This is a genomic window from Shinella sp. GW821-FHT10F02, from assembly GCF_058809275.1.
This window is the reverse complement of record NZ_JBXASL010000008.1, coordinates 342,742-359,531: the sequence shown is the minus strand read 5'-3', so window position 1 is coordinate 359,531 and position 16,790 is coordinate 342,742. Positions and strand designations below refer to the sequence as shown.

At 64.8% G+C, this 16,790-nt stretch carries 16 protein-coding genes; 14 read left to right on the top strand and 2 right to left on the bottom strand.

Annotated elements, in window-relative coordinates; all coding sequences use genetic code 11:
• Positions 1-107: 107 nt before the first annotated feature.
• Both AC1RWL_RS25205 and AC1RWL_RS25200 read left to right on the top strand, forming a co-directional pair.
• On the top strand, positions 108-362 hold the full coding sequence (locus tag AC1RWL_RS25205; protein WP_493095860.1) for a hypothetical protein: 255 nt from the start codon (positions 108-110) through the stop codon (positions 360-362).
• Positions 363-727: 365 nt separating this feature from the next.
• Positions 728-1,627, top strand: coding sequence for a LysR family transcriptional regulator (locus tag AC1RWL_RS25200; RefSeq protein ID WP_256118390.1), 900 nt, complete (start codon positions 728-730; stop codon positions 1,625-1,627).
• A gap of 12 nt (positions 1,628-1,639) precedes the next feature.
• Here the strand turns inward: AC1RWL_RS25200 and AC1RWL_RS25195 are convergent, their stop codons facing one another.
• Positions 1,640-2,341: a GntR family transcriptional regulator gene (locus AC1RWL_RS25195; RefSeq protein WP_256118391.1), complete on the bottom strand. Its 702-nt coding sequence runs from the start codon at positions 2,339-2,341 to the stop codon at positions 1,640-1,642.
• 280 nt (positions 2,342-2,621) lie between these two features.
• Here AC1RWL_RS25195 and AC1RWL_RS25190 point away from each other — a divergent pair, with 280 nt between their 5' ends.
• A complete protein-coding gene (locus AC1RWL_RS25190; protein ID WP_493095859.1) occupies positions 2,622-4,115 on the top strand; it encodes an amidohydrolase family protein in 1,494 nt (497 codons plus the stop codon).
• A gap of 3 nt (positions 4,116-4,118) precedes the next feature.
• Here AC1RWL_RS25190 and AC1RWL_RS25185 read toward each other — a convergent pair whose 3' ends face one another.
• Positions 4,119-5,021 carry a LysR family transcriptional regulator gene (locus AC1RWL_RS25185; protein WP_435268533.1) on the bottom strand — a complete coding sequence of 301 codons (903 nt, stop codon included), beginning with the start codon at positions 5,019-5,021 and terminating at the stop codon, positions 4,119-4,121.
• A gap of 257 nt (positions 5,022-5,278) precedes the next feature.
• Between AC1RWL_RS25185 and AC1RWL_RS25180 the strand changes: the two genes are divergently transcribed.
• From AC1RWL_RS25180 to AC1RWL_RS25130, 11 genes are all read left to right on the top strand, one after another.
• Positions 5,279-6,055 (top strand): 5-oxoprolinase subunit PxpA, encoded by a 777-nt coding sequence (locus tag AC1RWL_RS25180; protein ID WP_256118394.1) that lies wholly within the window; start codon positions 5,279-5,281, stop codon positions 6,053-6,055.
• 20 nt (positions 6,056-6,075) lie between these two features.
• Positions 6,076-6,318, top strand: coding sequence for an acetyl-CoA carboxylase (locus tag AC1RWL_RS25175; protein ID WP_256118395.1), 243 nt, complete (start codon positions 6,076-6,078; stop codon positions 6,316-6,318).
• Positions 6,315-7,700, top strand: a complete 1,386-nt coding sequence (locus tag AC1RWL_RS25170; protein WP_493095858.1) for an acetyl-CoA carboxylase biotin carboxylase subunit — start codon at positions 6,315-6,317, stop codon at positions 7,698-7,700. The genes AC1RWL_RS25175 and AC1RWL_RS25170 overlap by 4 nt, the downstream gene beginning before the upstream one ends.
• Positions 7,700-8,575 (top strand): 5-oxoprolinase subunit B family protein, encoded by an 876-nt coding sequence (locus tag AC1RWL_RS25165; protein WP_493095857.1) that lies wholly within the window; start codon positions 7,700-7,702, stop codon positions 8,573-8,575. The genes AC1RWL_RS25170 and AC1RWL_RS25165 overlap by 1 nt, the downstream gene beginning before the upstream one ends.
• Positions 8,565-9,536: a 5-oxoprolinase subunit C family protein gene (locus AC1RWL_RS25160; protein ID WP_493095856.1), complete on the top strand. Its 972-nt coding sequence runs from the start codon at positions 8,565-8,567 to the stop codon at positions 9,534-9,536. The genes AC1RWL_RS25165 and AC1RWL_RS25160 overlap by 11 nt, the downstream gene beginning before the upstream one ends.
• Positions 9,537-9,574: 38 nt before the next feature.
• Positions 9,575-10,648 (top strand): TMAO reductase system periplasmic protein TorT, encoded by a 1,074-nt coding sequence (gene torT / locus AC1RWL_RS25155; RefSeq protein WP_435268536.1) that lies wholly within the window; start codon positions 9,575-9,577, stop codon positions 10,646-10,648.
• Between the two features lie 65 nt (positions 10,649-10,713).
• A complete protein-coding gene (locus AC1RWL_RS25150) occupies positions 10,714-12,231 on the top strand; it encodes a sugar ABC transporter ATP-binding protein (RefSeq protein WP_493095855.1) in 1,518 nt (505 codons plus the stop codon).
• Positions 12,228-13,265 carry an ABC transporter permease gene (locus AC1RWL_RS25145; protein ID WP_256118401.1) on the top strand — a complete coding sequence of 346 codons (1,038 nt, stop codon included), beginning with the start codon at positions 12,228-12,230 and terminating at the stop codon, positions 13,263-13,265. The genes AC1RWL_RS25150 and AC1RWL_RS25145 overlap by 4 nt, the downstream gene beginning before the upstream one ends.
• 137 nt (positions 13,266-13,402) lie before the next feature.
• Positions 13,403-14,758, top strand: coding sequence for an FAD/NAD(P)-binding protein (locus AC1RWL_RS25140; protein ID WP_493095854.1), 1,356 nt, complete (start codon positions 13,403-13,405; stop codon positions 14,756-14,758).
• 64 nt (positions 14,759-14,822) lie between these two features.
• Complete coding sequence (locus AC1RWL_RS25135) at positions 14,823-15,308, top strand: RrF2 family transcriptional regulator (protein ID WP_435268644.1); 486 nt, start codon at positions 14,823-14,825, stop codon at positions 15,306-15,308.
• A 68-nt stretch (positions 15,309-15,376) separates the two neighbouring features.
• Positions 15,377-16,687: an FAD/NAD(P)-binding protein gene (locus AC1RWL_RS25130; RefSeq protein WP_493095853.1), complete on the top strand. Its 1,311-nt coding sequence runs from the start codon at positions 15,377-15,379 to the stop codon at positions 16,685-16,687.
• Positions 16,688-16,790 lie beyond the last annotated feature (103 nt).

Below are 16,790 nucleotides of genomic sequence, written 5' to 3'. Positions count from 1 at the left end.
GCCCATGGCAATCTGTACGGTACGCAGTTAACAGCGTTTTAAAGAAAATTGTTCGCAAAGGTGCCATTCGAAGGCAAAACCGTGGCACGCGGGCAAGGAGAGGTGAGATGCATTCTATCCCGGCCATTCCCAAATTGCTGATGATCGCGCTGGCCGCCGGCTTCGTCCTCGCGGGCTGCACCACCCAGAGCGCCCCGGACATCCGCCCCGGCTATTCCGGTTCGGTCTCGCCGGCGCTGAGAGAGCACCAGCGAAAGCAGCGCATCCGCTACGAAGAGGGCAACTACCGCCGGCTCTACCGCCAGAAGGGCTGCCGTCAGGCCGAAAGCGGCTGCGACGGCTATGCGCGGTTCCGTCCCTGACGGTCTTCTAACCTCGCCCACGGTACTCGGCTGAGTTCTTCATGCATGAACCCGTCGCCTGACAGGCGGCGTGGCATCCCAAGCTGCAACGACACGCCAAGTTTAATCCTGCCTTGATGCGCACAACGCACGGGTGCGGTGGTCGATTTGTGACGGTTTTTCACCTTGATGAGGAGAATTCACGGTTCCATCCCTCTTGTGCGGTGAATTGCGCTCTATCTCAGCGTTTGCGTAGGTACTCTTGAACGGGATTCTAATTTATCAATTTAAGAGGGAAGGCTGTGGCCGGCGGGCTCATATGAGATGGCAAGCGCCTTCCCACGCCCAACGCGACCCGGAACGCCAAGGGATGAGGTGATGTAATAATGCAATGCAATATCAGGGCCTTACAGGTGTTCGAATGTGTGTTTCGCCACCGTTCCATTGCCAAGGCGGCCGATGAGCTGGCGATTACCCGCAGTGCGATCAGCCATCAGTTGCGCTACCTGCGCACCCAGATCGGCGAGGACCTGATCGAGAAGACCGGCCGCGACCTGTCCTTTACAGAGCGCGGCACCAAGCTTGCAAAGTCCCTGTCGTTCGCCTTCGCCCAGATCGAGCACTCCATTCAGAAGAGCATCAGCGAGACGACACCGGCGCTTCGCGTGGCGGTGTGTACGTCCTTCGGCTCCGGCTGGCTGATCCCCCGCGTGAAACTCTATGCGCATGCCGCCGACTGTCGCATGCAGATCAAGTTGCAGGCCTACCAGCCGGATCTCAGCGACGCGATCGCCGACATCTTCTTCACGACCACGCCGATCAAGGACGGTTTCTGGAGCGTCAAGCTGCTGCCCGAGGATCTGGTTGCCGTGGGCACGGCCGAGCAGATCCCGCCGGATCGCAAGCGCGGTTATGCGCTCATCACGACGGAGGTTGAGGAGCGCGGTTTCATGGCGGACTGGCAGGGGTATCTCGAACTCGTCGATCGCAAGGATCTGCTGGACAATGCCGCCGTGCTCGGCGCGAGCCATTATCTCTTCGCCGTGGAAATGGCCGAGCAGGGCCTCGGCATCGCACTGGTGCCGCATTTCCTGGCCGAGCAGAGGGTTTCGGAGGGAGGGCTCCAGGTTTGGAACGACGCGCGCATGCCGTCGGGCCGCGCCTATTATCTCAACGTCAAGCACGCCCGCCGCAACGAGCCCGATATCCGCAACTTCGTGAATTGGGTGCGGCGCATGGTCGTCGATGCGCCGGCCGAACGCTTGAGCGTGCCGAACGGCGCCTGAACGGCGAGGCCGTCAGGCGAGGCCTTCCGCCGCCGCATAGGCGGTGAGCACGTCCTTGATGTTGCGATCGTCTTCCCGCGGCAGCAGCGCGCGCGTGGTGATCGAATCGAGATGGTGGGCCATCAGCTTCGAGGCGTCCTCGGCCTTGCCGGCGATCAGGCTGTCGAGCAGCTCCTGGTGTTCCGACACGGCGCAGTCCGAGGAATGCGGCCGGCCGTAGAGCGCCAGGATCAGCGAACTGCGCGCGACGAGCTCGTTCACATAGCGGATGAGGCTGGCATTGTTGGTCATCTGTGCCAGCATCGTATGGAACTCGCCGGCGAGCCGGATCGAGGTCGCATGTTCCTTCTCGGCATCCTCCGCCGCGATGTGAGCGGCGAGGATGTCGATCTGCTCCTTGGTGAGCTTGCCGGCAAGCGTCTCGACGACGAGGCGCTCCAGCGCCATGCGCGTCAGGAACAGGTTTCGGCCCTCTTCCAGCGTCGGGCGCGCCACCGTCGCACCCTTGTTGGGGCGCAGATCGACAAGGCCTTCTTCGCTGAGCCGCACCAGCGCCTCACGCACGAGGGTGCGGCTGACGCCGAGCCGTTCGCCGATCGAATCCTCGGGCAGCTTCGAGCCGGGCGAGAGCGCCTGGTCGAGGATGGCGCGCTTCAGCGCACGATGAACGGCCTGCGAGCGACCGCGGCCCAGATCGTCAACTTTCTTCGCCATGCGGCAGTCTCCATAGTCATAAAATATATCGCGCAAATTGCACACAAAGGCCGATTCTGTCCACCGGTTCGCGCGCCGCGCGCGGGATCGTATGGGGCCGAAGACCGGTATCCGGCGCATACTCCTTCTCGCCAATGGCGACGCCTCTTTACACTCGAAGAAATGCGGCTTGCTTCGCGAAGATATGCATACAATAATTGCATCCCATAGATTAAAGCCATTGCATGCGTGCCCCGACGGCGGAAATGGCCCCGAAGGCTAGAAGGATGAAACGAGCATCATGACGACACTTCCCGCACCCGGCCGCATCGACGGCCCGGTTCTTCTCACCGCCCGCTGGGTCGTCGGCCACCGCGACGGTCGCCACGTCATCTTCGATGATGGCGTCGTGGTCTTCGAAGGCGACACGGTCGTCTTTGTCGGGCATAATTATCCCGGCGAAGTGGCGACGCGCATCGACTATGGCAATGCCATCCTCTCGCCGGGCTTCATCGATCTCGACGCGCTGTCCGACCTCGACACGACGGTGCTCGCCTTCGACAACCAGCCGTCCTGGAAGAAGGGCCGGGTCTGGCCGAAGAGCTACATGGACCGCGCCTACGAGATGTACACGCAGGAAGAACTGGCCTTCCAGAAGCGCTATGCCTTCGCCCAGCTCATCCGCAATGGCGTCACCACCGCGCTGCCGATTGCCTCGCTGTTCTACCGTGAATGGGGCGAGACGGATGCCGAATTCTCCGCTGCCGCCGATGCGGCGCACGACCTGGGTCTGCGCGTCTATCTCGGCCCGGCCTATCGTACCGGCAACAGCTATGTCGACGAAAACGGCAAGATCGCCTTCCACTATGACGAGGAGCGCGGCTTCCAGAGCTTTGCCGCCTCGCTCGCCTTTGCCGAGCGCATCGAGGCTGGAGCCTCGCCGCTGGTGCGCGCCATGCTGGCACCCGACCGTATCGAGACCTGCACGCCCGAGCTGCTGCGCCGCACGGCGGATGCCGGCCGCGACCTCGATATCCCGATCCGCCAGCATTGCTGCCAGTCGGAACTCGAATTCGACCGCATCACGAGTGCCTATGGCATGACGCCGCTCGAATGGCTGGAATCGCTCGGCGTGCTCAACGAGCGTATGCTGCTGCCGCATGGCGAACTCGTCGCCGGCACGCGCAATGTCGACCGCGCCGGCCGCGACCTCGATATCCTGAAGAATGCCGGCGCGACGCTGGTGCATTGCCCGATCGTCTCGGCCCGCCACGCCGGCTTCATGGACAGCTTTTCGAAATTCCGCGCCATGGGCGTGCGCATCGGCCTCGGCACGGATACCTGGCCGTCTGATTTCATCCAGAACATGCAGGTCGGCATCCTGCTGTCGCGCGTCATGGACGGCTCGATCGACAGCGTACGCTCGGAACACTATTTCGACGCCGGCACGATCGGCGGCGCGGATGCGCTGCGGCGGCCCGATCTCGGCCGGCTGCAGCCCGGCGCCAAGGCGGATATCATCGTCATCGACATGGGCCATGACCGCATCGGCCATGTCATCGACCCGATCCAGACGCTGATGATGTCGGGCTCCGGCCGCGACGTGACCAATGTCATCATCGACGGCCGCTTCGTCATGGTCGATGGCAAGATCCCGGGCTTCGATGCCAAGGCGGAGCAGGAGAGGGCGCAGCGCCAGTTCGACGGCCTCGTCGCGCGCTATCCCGAGCGCACCTACGGCCATCCGCCGGTCGAGGAGATCTTCTCGTCCAGCTATCCGCGCGTTCGCCGCTAAGTTTTACCGCTCGGGCAGGTGGAAGGCCTGCTGGAAATAGGAGCGGAAGGCGAGCATGGGGGGCGAGAGTTCCATGTTGCGGCGCCAGGCGAGGCCGACATCCATGGCGGGCACCGGATCGCTGATATTGACCGTTTCGATGCGCCGGCCCTCCAGCGACCAGGGCCGGTGCACCATGTCGGAGAGGATCGCCACGCCCTGGCCGTTGGCGACGAGCGAACGCGTCGCCTCGACCGACGAGGTGCGCAGGATGACGCGCGGCTGGTAGGGCGTGGCGCTCCAGTATTTCAGCGCCGAATGCGCCGCCTCGTCCACCGTCAGCATGATGTAGGGCTCTTCCGCGATCTCTCGAAGCCCCACCGTCTCGGCCTGTAGCAATGGATGCTGCGCCGGCAGCCAGAGACGGCGCGTCGAACTCAGCACCTTTTCCGTGATGAGCGCCGGATTGAGGATGTTGGAGGTAAGCAGCACCGACATGTCGTAGCGGTTGCTCAAAAGCCCTTCCTCGATCGACTCGCGATTGAGCTCAAAAAGCTGGATTTCCAGCTTCGGGAACAGCCGGCGCAGCCGCTCGATATGCAGCGGCAGGAAATAGCCGATAACGGTATAGGTCGCCGCCACGGTCAGCGTGCCCTCGATCTCGCTGCTGACGACGTTCAAATGCGTTGCCTCGTCGACCTTCTTCAGGATCTCATAGGCATGCGACAGAAACTGCCGGCCGGCGGATGTCAGGTCCATGCCGTGCGGCGTGCGCAGGAACAGGCTGACGCCGACGGTGCGCTCCAGTTCCTTGATCGCCGTGGTCACCGCGGATTGCGAAATCGACAGGTCGACGGCGGCCTGCGAGATCTGGCCGAGCTCGGCGGTCGCGACAAAGTAGCGGATCTGTCTGAGGCTGATCGTCAAGGCTGTGTGCCCCTATCTGGTTTCTCGCGAAGTGGTATCAAAAAATCAGAACAGACGATATCGAAATGGGCACGAAGCCGCTCTATCCTGGGCATTCTCTGTCTATCCATCTGTTTTATCTTGTTTTTGCAGCGCAATAAAAATGGGCATCGTGTTCTGATTATCAGAATTCATATATGTAAAAATAGAATTTTTCAAATGAAGATAGATGGCCTAGCGTTTCCCTCGTCCGACAAAAGCATGTGAGGGAAGAGACATTGCGTGAGGTAGTCGACATCAACTGCGACATGGGCGAGGCCTTCGGCCGCTGGCGCGTCGGTGATACCGACGACGCATCCCTCATGCCGCTGATCAGCTCGGCCAATATCGCCGCCGGCTTCCATGCCGGCGATCCGAGCCTGATGGACCAGACCGTCCGGCTTGCCACCCAGCATGGCGTCGGCATCGGCGCCCATCCGGGCTATAACGACCTCCAGGGTTTCGGCCGCCGCAAGATCGCCGGCACCGCCAAGGAACTCGTCAACGACATGGTCTACCAGGTCGGCGCCATCAAGGAATTCGCCCACCGCCACAGCGCCCGCCTCCAGCATGTGAAGCCCCATGGCGCGCTCTACATGGAACTGGCGGTCAATCCGGAACTGTCGCAGATCTTCGTGCAGTACATGCGCACCGTGGAGCCGAACGCCTACATTTTCTGCATGGGCGGTTCCGCCACCTGGCGCGCGGCGATGGAGGTCGGCCAGCCGGTCGTGCGCGAATTCTACGCCGACCGCGACTATGACGACAGCGGCTCCATCGTCTTCACCCGCGATGCCGGCCGGCCGGACCCCGCGGCCATCGCCCGCAAAGTCGTGCGCGCCTGCAAGGAAGGCAAAGTCAAGACCGTCAAGGGCAACGACATCGCCATCGACTTCGAATCCATCTGCTTCCATTCCGACACGCTCGGCGCGCTCGACATCGTGCGCCAGATGCGCGAGGCGCTCGTTGCCGAAGGCATTCGCATAACGCCCGTTTCTGATGTGGCCGGACACTAACATCTTCAGTGGAGAGAGACATGAGCAAGATCGAGATCAGATCGCCCCTGCCGGGCACCTTCTACCGGGCCTCCTCGCCGGATGTGCCGCCGTTCAAGGCGGATGGCGCCAGCGTGGCGAGCGGCGATGCGATCGGGCTCATCGAGGTCATGAAGACCTTCCAGGAAGTGCCGGCGGGCGTCGACGGCAAGAACATCACCTTCCTCGTCGACAATGAAGAGCCGGTCATGGCCGGCCAGGTCATCGCCGAGGTGGAGGCATGACGATCCGCTCGCTCCTCGTTGCCAACCGCGGCGAGATCGCGGTGCGCATCATCAAGGCGGCGAAGGCGCTCGGCATTCGCACCGTGCAGGTCCACAGCGCCGCGGACGCCGACATGCTGGCGGTCAAGCTCGCCGATGCGGCCGTCGACATCGGCTCGCCGGCGCCGAAGAAATCCTATCTCAACATCGAGGCGGTGGTGAACGCAGCCAAGGCGGCCGGCGTCGATGCCGTGCATCCGGGTTACGGCTTCCTGTCGGAAAACGCCGATTTCGCCGATGCGGTGGAAGCAGCGGGGCTGATCTTCATCGGTCCGAAGGGCGACGCGATCCGCCTGCTCGGCGACAAGGTCGCGGCCCGCGAGGTTGCTGCCAAGGCGGGTGTTCCCACCGTGCCGGGCAGCGCTGGACGCCTTGCAACGATCGAGGAAGCCCTGGCCGTGGCGGCGAAGACCGGCTTTCCGATCATGATCAAGGCGGCGGCAGGCGGCGGCGGTCGCGGTATCCGCATCGCCGCCGACCTCGCCGACCTGGAGCGCCATTTCCCGCAGGCCTCCGCCGAAGCATTGGCTTCGTTCGGCGACGGCGGCCTTTATCTGGAAAAGGTCATTACCAAGGCGCGCCATGTCGAGGTGCAGATCCTCGGCGACGGAAAGAACTTCATCCATTGTTTCGAGCGGGAATGCTCGCTTCAGCGCCGCCGCCAGAAGGTCTGGGAGGAGGCCCCGTCCTTCCTGCTGCCCGCCGATGTGCGCACCCGGCTTTGCGACAGCGCGGTAGCGCTTGCCCGCGAGGTCGGCTACCGCGGCGCGGGCACCGTCGAATATCTCTTCGATGAAGTGACGAACGAGTTCTACTTCATCGAGGTCAACACCCGCATCCAGGTCGAGCACCCGGTCACCGAGATGATCACCGGCATCGACCTCGTGGAAGAGATGATCCGCATTGCCGGCGGTGCACCGCTGTCGATCCGCCAGGAGGATGTGCAGGCCGAAGGCCATGCCATCGAGTGCCGCATCAATGCCGAAGACCCGGCCAAGGGCTTTCTGCCGGCGCCGGGCACCATCACCAAACTCGTCGTGCCGCAGGGCGAGGGCATCCGCTTCGATACGATGCTCTACGAAGGCTACACGATCCCGCCCTTCTACGACTCGCTCGTCGGCAAGCTGATCGTCTGGGCCGAGACGCGCGATGCCTGCCTCAAGAAGTTGAAGGGCGCGCTGGAAGGCCTGACGATCGAGGGAATCAAAACGACGGTGCCGCTGCATCTGGCACTCGCTGAGGACGACAGCGTCCGGCGCGGCGCCTTTGACACGCGCTTCCTCGAAACATGGCTTGAAACCGAATTCGCCGCGAAAGCCGGCGCGACTGCGGAGGTTGCCTGATGAGCATCAGATACACATTCGGGGGCGATGAGCACCTCTTCGTCGAATGCAGCGAGGACATGTCGCTCGAAGCCTTCTTCAAGAGCCTCTCCATGGCCAAGGGCGTGCGCGAAAGCGGCATCAAGGGTGTCACGGAAATCTGCCCGGCCAATGCCTCGTTCCAGATCAAGTTCAACCCCGACATCATCCACCCCGACGATATCCTGAAGGAAGTGAAGTCGATCGAGGGGGCGGCCGCCAAGGCCGAGCCGGTGCTGAAGACCCGAATCGTCGAAATCCCCGTCTTCTACAACGATCCCTGGACGCACGAGACGCTGATGCGCTTTCGAGAGCGCCATCAGGACCCGACGGGCACCGACCTCGACTACGCCGCCCGCATCAACGATTACGGTTCGGTCGACGATTTCGTGAGTGCGCATTCCGGCTCGCCCTGGTTCGTCTCGATGGTCGGTTTCGTCGCGGGCCTGCCCTTCATGTACCAGATGGTCGAGCGCCAGCGGCAGATCCAGGTGCCAAAGTACCTGCGCCCCCGTACCGACACGCCAAAACTCACGGTCGGCCATGGCGGCTGCTTCGGCTGCATCTATTCGGTGCGTGGTGCCGGCGGCTACCAGATGTTCGGCATCACGCCGATGCCGATCTTCGACCCGACCCAGACGACCAGTTACCTGCGCGATTTCATGGTGTTCTTCCGCCCCGGCGACATCGTGAAGTTCAAGCCGATCGACCGCGATGCCTACGACCAGGCGGTCGAGGATGTCGACAAGGGCCGCTTCGCCCCGCCGATCCGCGAGGTGAGCTTCGACCTCCGGGAATTCCAGAAGGATATCGACGGCACAAACGCCAAGCTGGAGGGCATGCTCTATGGCCATTAAGGTTCTCCACCACGGTCTCGCGACCACCGTCCAGGATCTCGGCCGCCCCGGCTATTTCCACCTCGGCATCCCCGTCGGCGGCGCGATGGACCGCTATGCAATGCGCGCGGCAAACCTGCTCGTCGGCAATGACGAGGGTGCCGCTGGCCTCGAAGCCGTCTTCATCGGCCCGAAGCTCGAATTCACCGAAGACGTGCTCGTCGCTATTACCGGTGCCGACATGCCGGCCAAGGTGGATGGCGTGGCACAGCCTGGCTGGACCGCCTTCAAGGTCAAGGCCGGCCAGACGCTGACTTTCGACTTCCTGAAGTCCGGCGCCCGCATCTGCATCGCCGTCTCCGGCGGCATCGACGTGCCGGAAGCGCTCGGCAGCCGCTCGACCTATCCGATCGGCGCGCTCGGCGGCTTCAAGGGCCGGCCGATTGCCGCGGGCGACGAACTGCCGGTCGGCAAGGGCAGCCTTGCCAACGAGGGCAAGACGGTTGCCGATGAGCTGCGCCGCAAGCCGGGCATGCCGGCGGACCTGCGCGTTCTGCCGGGCCTCTACTGGCACCGGGTAACCGAGGAATCGCAGCAGAATTTCTTCGCCGACGAATGGAAGGTGGCGAACGAGGCGGACCGCATGGGTTATCGTTTCAAGGGCGGCCGCAAGCTCGATTTCGTCGAGCGCGAACAGCCCTTCGGCGCCGGCTCCGACCCGTCGAACATCGTCGATAGCTGCTACCCCTATGGCTCGATCCAGGTGCCGGGCGGCACGGAACCGATCATCCTGCACCGGGATGCCGTCTCCGGCGGCGGCTATTTCATGGTCGGCACTGTCATCTCCGCCGACATGGACCTGATCGGCCAGCTTCAGCCGCACACGCCCACCCGCTTCGTCAAGGTGACGATGGAAGAAGCGCTCGCCGCCCGCAAGGACCGCGCCGCCCTTCTCGGGAGGCTGCGCGCGACCTTCAACTGACACCAAACGCATGCATCAAAACAAGAGAGGGAACGATAATGAATAAGCTCGTCAGAACTGCACTCGCCACCACGGCCCTGGCCTTCGCGCTCAACGGCGCGGCCATGGCCGAGACCTGGTATCCCTATGATGCCCAGGCGATCGAACCGCCGTTCGCAGCCGACGGCAAGCCGGTCGACGTGAAATACGAACCGCTCGCCAAGGCGGAAAAGCCCTGGAACATCTGCGTCTCCTTCCCGCACATGAAGGATGCCTACTGGCTTGGCGTCGATTACGGCGTCGCCGAACAGGCGAAGGACCTCGGCGTCAAGATGAACCTCGTCGATGCCGGCGGCTATACCGAACTCGCCAAACAGATCAGCCAGATCGAGGATTGCGTCGCCGGCGGCGCGCAGGCCGTGGTGATCGGCGCCATCTCCTTCGATGGCCTCAACAACCTCGTCTCGGAAGTCACCAAGAAGGGCATTCCGGTCATCGACGTCATCAACGGCATTTCCTCGCCGGACGTGACGGCCAAATCGCTCGTCTCCTTCTACACGATGGGCCACGAGACTGGCGCCTACCTCGCCAAGAAGCACCCGGCGGGCAGCGATCCGGTCAAGGTCGGCTGGTTCCCCGGCCCGGCCGGTGCCGGCTGGGTGGAAGCCGCCAACAAGGGCTTCATGGAGGCCGTTGCCGGCTCCGCCGTGCAGGTGCTCGATCCGAAATTCGGCGATACCGGAAAGGAAGCCCAGCTGAAGCTCGTCGAGGACGTGCTGCAGGCCGAGCCCGACGTGCGCTACATCGCCGGCACGGCGGTGACGGCGGAAGCCGCCCAGGGCCTCATCCGCGAACGCGGCCTCAAGGGCCAGGTCGAGCTTCTTGCCTTCTACATGACGCCTGGCGTCTACGAGGGCATCAAGCGCGGCTTCATTCTCGCCGCTCCCGCCGATTCCATGGTCATCCAGGGCCGTATCGCCATCGACCAGGCGGTGCGTGCGCTGGAAGGCAAGGAACTTACCAAGCATGTCGGCCCGAAGATCTTCGTCGTCGATCCGTCGAATGTCGAGACCGTGCCGCAGACGAACATCCTGCCGCCGGATGGCTTCAAGCCGGTCTTCGGCGTGAACTAAGCGAACCCAAGACGGCCGCATGCGGCCCCGGCATTCGCCGGGGTCGCCATTGAGGAGGGACGAGGGTGACCGGTTCCGCGATGCCGCTCGTCGAGATGACGGGCATTACCAAGACATTTCCGGGTGTGAAGGCGCTGGACGGCGTCTCCTTCACGCTGATGCCGGGCGAAGTGCATGTGCTGTTCGGCGAGAACGGTGCGGGCAAGTCGACGCTGATTTCCATCCTGTCCGGCGTCTACCCGCAGACCGCAGGCACGCTGGTGCTCAGTGGTGACGCGGTATCCTTTGCCTCGGTGGGTGACGCCAAGAAGAACGGCGTCGCCGCCGTCTTCCAGGAATTTTCGCTCGTGCCGACCATGAGCGTGGCGGAAAACATTTATCTCGGCAGCGAGCCGAAGCGCGGCCCCTTCACCGACAAGGGCGCCATGCGCCGCGGTGCCGAAAAGCTTTTCGCCGATCTCGGCTTCCCGATCGACGTGCGCCGCTCCGTCGTCAGCCTCTCGCGCGCCGAGCAGCAGATGACGGAGATCGCCAAGGCGATCCATTCCGAGGCGCGCATCCTGATCCTCGACGAGCCGACCGCCTCCTTGACCGAACGCGAGACGGAAACGCTGTTTCGCATCGTGCGCGAGGCGAAGGCCCGCGGCGTCGGCATCGTCTATATCTCCCACCGCATCCAGGAATTCTCACAGATCGCCGACCGCATCACGGTGCTGCGCGATGGCAAGCTGATCGGCACGGTCGGCGTCGATGCGCTCTCTCCCAAGGCGCTCGTCGAGATGATGACCGGCCGCGCCATCGACGAGATTTACCCGACGATCGCCCGCAAGCCGGATGGCGACGTGCTGCTGTCGATCCGCGGCTTGAAGGCCTGGGGTGTCGGCGGCGTGGATATCGATGTGCGCGCAGGCGAGGTGCTCGGCGTCGCCGGCCTGGTCGGTAGCGGCAAGTCGCGCACTTGGCGGGCCGCCGTCGGGCTGCTGCCGATCAAGGCCGGCTCCGTGACGCTGAAGGGCAAGGACGTGACCCACGCGCCGACCCGCCGCTTCGTCGGCGACGGCGTCTTCTATCTGCCGCCGGACCGCAAGTCCGAAGGGCTGATGCTCTCCGCAACGACCCGCCGCAACATCGATCTCGGCGCGCTTGAACGCGATGAGGCCTCCGGCTTCCTCGGCGCGCTGTCGCCGGCAAAACTGCGCACCATCACCGATGGCATCGCGCGCCGCGTCGATATTCCCGAAAACTACATGGGCCGCGCCATCTCGACGCTCTCGGGCGGCAACCAGCAGAAGGCGCTGTTCGGCAAGGGTTTCGGCCGCGACTACGACCTCTACATCTTCGACGAACCGACCGTCGGCGTCGACATGGGCACGCGCGCCGCCCTCTACCGGTTGATCAAGGAACTGGCGGAGGCCGGCAAGGCCGTCGTCGTCATCTCCTCGGATCTGCCCGAAGCCATGAACCTCGCCCACCGCCTCGTCGTCTTCTCGGCCGGCCGTATCTCGGCAGAGCTTGAGGGCGACGCCATCAACGAGGAGACCATCCTCGCCTCCTTCTTCTCCCATGAAAGGCCAGACGCATGAACACCAGCGCCCAACCGGTGGCGGAGACACAGGCTTCGGCCGGCTCGCCGATCCTCGCCTTCCTGCGCACCGTCTTCGTGCGCGCCGGCGTCCTGCCGTTCTTCCTCGTCGCCGCCCTCATCATCTTCACGCTCGCCTCGACACAATTCCTGTCGGTGCAGAACCTGACGAACGTCGCGCGCCAGTCGGTCTACCTGATCCTCGTGTCGCTCGGGCAGATGCTGGTGCTCATCACCGGCGGCTTCGACCTTTCCGTCGGCACGGCAATCGCGCTGACCTCCGTGGTGTCGGCGACGGCGATGGTCGCCGCGTCCGGCATGTTCCCGGATGCCGTCTGGCTCGTCATCGCGCTCGGCCTTGCCGCTGGCTTCGGCTCGGCGCTGCTGATCGGCACGCTCAACAGCATCGGCATTGCCGGCTTCAGCGTCTCGCCCTTCATCATGACACTCGGCGTGCAGTCGGTCGGCGCCGGCATCGCGCTGTTCATCACCGGCGGCGTTCCAGTCTCGGGCCTGCCCTATGAGTTCGGTGAATTCTTCGGCTTCGGCCGCATTTTTGGCGTGCCCGTTCCCGTGCTCGTCGCGCTGCTGGCGATCGCCGCCATGTGGATCCTGATGAACCGCACCCGCACCGGCGCGCAGATCTATGCCGTCGGCGGCAATATCAAGGCGGCGCATCTGTCCGGCATCAACACGCGGCGCACGCTGTTCATCGCCTATGTCGTTTGCGCGCTGCTCGCTTCGCTGGCCGGCATCCTGCTGACGGCACGCGTCGAAAGCGGCGAGACCAATCTCGGCGGCACCATCGCGCTCGAATCGATCGCCGCCTGCGTCATCGCCGGCGTGTCCCTGCGCGGCGGCATCGGCCGCGTCGAAAGCGTGGTGCTCGGCGCCTTCTTCATCGTGCTCGTGCAGAACGGCATGAACATCATGCAGATCGGCTCCTACATGCAGATGGTCCTGCTCGGCAGCCTGCTGGTGCTCGCGGTCGTCATCGACCAGTTGCGCTACCGCATGCTGGTCGGCAGTCGCTAAAAAAGCGGGCGGGAACTTCACGGAACCCGCTCCTCGCCTGCATCGTTTCCCTTGCAGATTTTGGCCGATAATAGTCTATAGATTTACTGGATAAATCTGATTAGACTGCCCGCCACGGTCTTCGCAGGAGGGAATGCATGACGCTCAAAACGGATGTGGCCGTCATCGGCTCCGGCCTTTCGGCCGTTGCGCTGACACTCAACCTCATCGACCAGCTGCCGCCGACCGCAAAGGTCAGCCTTGTCGGGAAAACCGCCGCGCAGGGCCGGGGCATCGCTTACGCCACCAAGGCCGAGTGCCACCTTCTGAACGTACCGGCCGGCCGCATGAGCCTCTTCGCCGACCGCCCGAATCACTTCCTGTCCTGGCTGGCCGAAGAGGGCTATCCCTGGTCGGCTGACGATTTCGTGCCGCGCCGGATCTACGGCAACTACGTCCGCGACTGCCTTGATGCTGCGCTGAAGCGCACCGGCAATCGCGCGGCCCTCACCCTTGTCGACGCAGAAGCGCTCAGCGCCGAAGCGGAGCAGGATGGCGGGCTGTGTTTCGCGCTGTCGGATGGCACGCGCCTTTCCGCGCGCGCTTCGGCGCTGTGTACGGGCGCGGGCACGCGCCGCCTGCCTTTGCCGGAAGAGGTGCTGTCGCCCGCGGTGCGCGGGTCCGTCGTGCATGATCCCTGGGCCGATGCCTGGTGGGAGCGCTTGCCGGCGGATGCGGACGTGCTCTTCGTCGGCACCGGCCTTACCACGGTCGACCAGTTGCTGCTTTTGAAGCGTCGCGGTTTCCGCGGCACCCTGCATGCCGTGTCGCGGCATGGCCTGCTGCCGCAGGCGCACCTCGCGCACCGTGCCGATCCGGTGGAAACCGTGCTTGTCCCGGGGGAAAGTGAAATCAGCGCCATGCTCGCGGCATTGCGCGCCCAGGCCACCGCCGCGCCGGACTGGCGGGCCGTCATGGATGGCCTGCGCCACACGACGCATGAATTCTGGCAGGCCTTGAGCGAGGCGCAGCGCAGCCGCTTCCTGCGCCATGCCGCCTCCTTCTGGAATGTCCACCGCCACCGCATGGCGCCCGCCGTTGCGCAGGAGATCGACGACCTTCGCCGCTCCGGGCAGCTCGTCATCCACCGCGGACGGCTGGAGACGCTGCGCCGGGAAGACGGCCGGCTGGCCGTCGATCTGCGCGGGGGCGCGTCCGTGACGGCCGACCTGGTGGTCAACTGCACCGGGCTGGACCGATGTACGGTCAGCGCCTCGCCCCTGCTGAAGAGCCTCGCGGAAAGGGGCCTCGTGCGGGCCGATCCGCACGGCCTCGGCATCGCGGTCGACGATGAGGACAGCGTTCTTGCCGCCGATGACACCAGCAACGCGCGTTTCTTCGCGCTCGGGCCGCTCACCGCCGGCCGCCATTGGGAGATCACCGCCGTTCCCGATATCCGCGTCCAGGCCCGCGCGGTTGCCACCCGCATCGGCGCATTGGTCGCGGCCGGATGAGCAGGCGGCGCCGGCGCCAGGAATGGCAAGCCGGTTCCGCGCCTGCAACGCGTGGCACCCCGCCATGATCGCACAGAAATCCAAATATGCCCTGCGCGCGCTCCTGGCGCTCGCCCGGGCCGGTCCCGGCGAAACCGTGCAGATCGGCACGATCGCGGCGCGTGAGGCGATCCCCAAAAAATTCCTCGAACAGATCCTGCTCGACCTCAAACATGCCGGCCTCGTGGTGAGCCGGCGCGGCCAGCACGGCGGCTACCGGCTGCTGCGGCGCCCGGAGGATATCGCTTTTGGCGAGGTGCTGCGCATCCTGGAAGGCCCGTTCGTGCCGCTCGCCTGCCTTGCCAATGATGGCGACCAGCGTTGCGCCGATTGCCGCGACGACCGCTTCTGCGCCGTGCGCCGGGTCTTTGCCAAGGTCGCCGCCGCCTCCGGTGAAATCCTCGACGGCACGACGCTGGCGGATTTCCTGCATGAACCGCCGGAAACCGCCGCCGGCACGCCGGATTCGCCCGGCAGCAAGCGGGCTTCCATTATTCTACTAAAAAGGTAGAAAATTATATCGAGCCGCGCTATCATGGTGGTCTGGCTTCTCGTTCACCGTGAGGGAAAGGACAGGGCATGTTCTTCGAAAGGGCCGTGAGGGAAGAAGGGGCTTCGTCGGTGCCGGCGATGCGCATTGCGGTCATCGGTGCCGGGCCGTCGGGCCTTGCTACGACGATCGCGCTGATGCGGCGGGTTCATCGCCCCTTCGAGGCCTGGCTGATCGACGCCGAGGATGCGCCGGGCGCTTTCGGGGATGGCCCTGCAGGCAAGGCCCTGACCACCGAGCCGGCCCGCGACCTCTCCGTCCTGCCGGATCGCCCGGATGATTTCGCCGAGTGGCTGAAGGGTAGCCTGCTTGCGGGCGGCGCCGTTGCGGCACTGCGCGGGCCGCAGGATCTGCATGTGCCGCGCGCGGTCTTCCGGGATTATGTGATGGCCCGCTTCGGCGAGGCGCTGAGCCTGCGCCGCGACGTGCGCATCCGCACCTTCCGCGGCGCGGTGCGCCATATCGGCGTGGCGGGAACGGGTCCTCGCGTCTGCTTCCGCGATGGCGAGAGCGCCGAATTCGACCATGTCGTCGTCGCCACCGGTTTCGGCATAGCCGAGCGCGAGGCCGCCTCCTGGCGAGGCGCCGCCGCCGCCGCCGAGCGGCTGTCGCAGCAGGCAGACCCGCCTCCGCTGACGCTGGTCGGCAATGGCCCGCGCCTTGCCGCCATCCTTCTCGACCTGCGCGCGCGCGGTTTTGCCGGCGAGATCCATGTCGCCGCCGCTTCCGGCCGCCTGCCGCAGCCGCATGGCCGCGGGCATGAGGGCATGGCCTTCGGCGAACCGCCGGCCACCCGCTCGCTGAAGGACGCCTTCCGCTATATCCGCAACGAGTGTAGCGCCGCGGAGGCGCGCGACGGCGGCCAGTGGCAAACCGTCGTCGATGCAGCCTCCGCCCGCCTGTCCGTCGTCTGGCGCAACCTGCCCCAGGCCGAGCGCAACCACTATCGCCGCCATCTCCTGCGCCTGCACCGGCACTTCTCCGTCCGCATCGCCCGTGACGTACACCGCCGCCTCGGCGCCGAATTCGAGACCGGCCGCACCCGTTTCGTGCCGCCCTGCGATCCCAGATCCGCCGACGAGAACACCATCGATTGCCGCGAGATGCCGTCCGCCCGCGCGCTGGCTGGGCTCATCGGCCGCGATGCCGCGACGCTGACGGTCGACGATTGCGGCCGCCTGCTCAGCCATGGCGAAGCGCTCTGCGGGCTGTCGGTGGTCGGCGCCATCGCCTCCAGCCTGCGCCCCGGCCCGTTCACCTTCGCCGAAACCGTGCGGCAGACCTACCGGGCCGTGCTCGACATCGCGCCGCAGGGCCTTGCCCGCGTCTCGCACCGCTGAAGCCTCTCTGCTGAAAAAAGTTTGGGCGGCGCGGCAAAAACAGCGGTTTTCCGCGGATGCATTTTGCGTGGTCGTCGGCATCGTGGGATGAACCGTTCGCCTG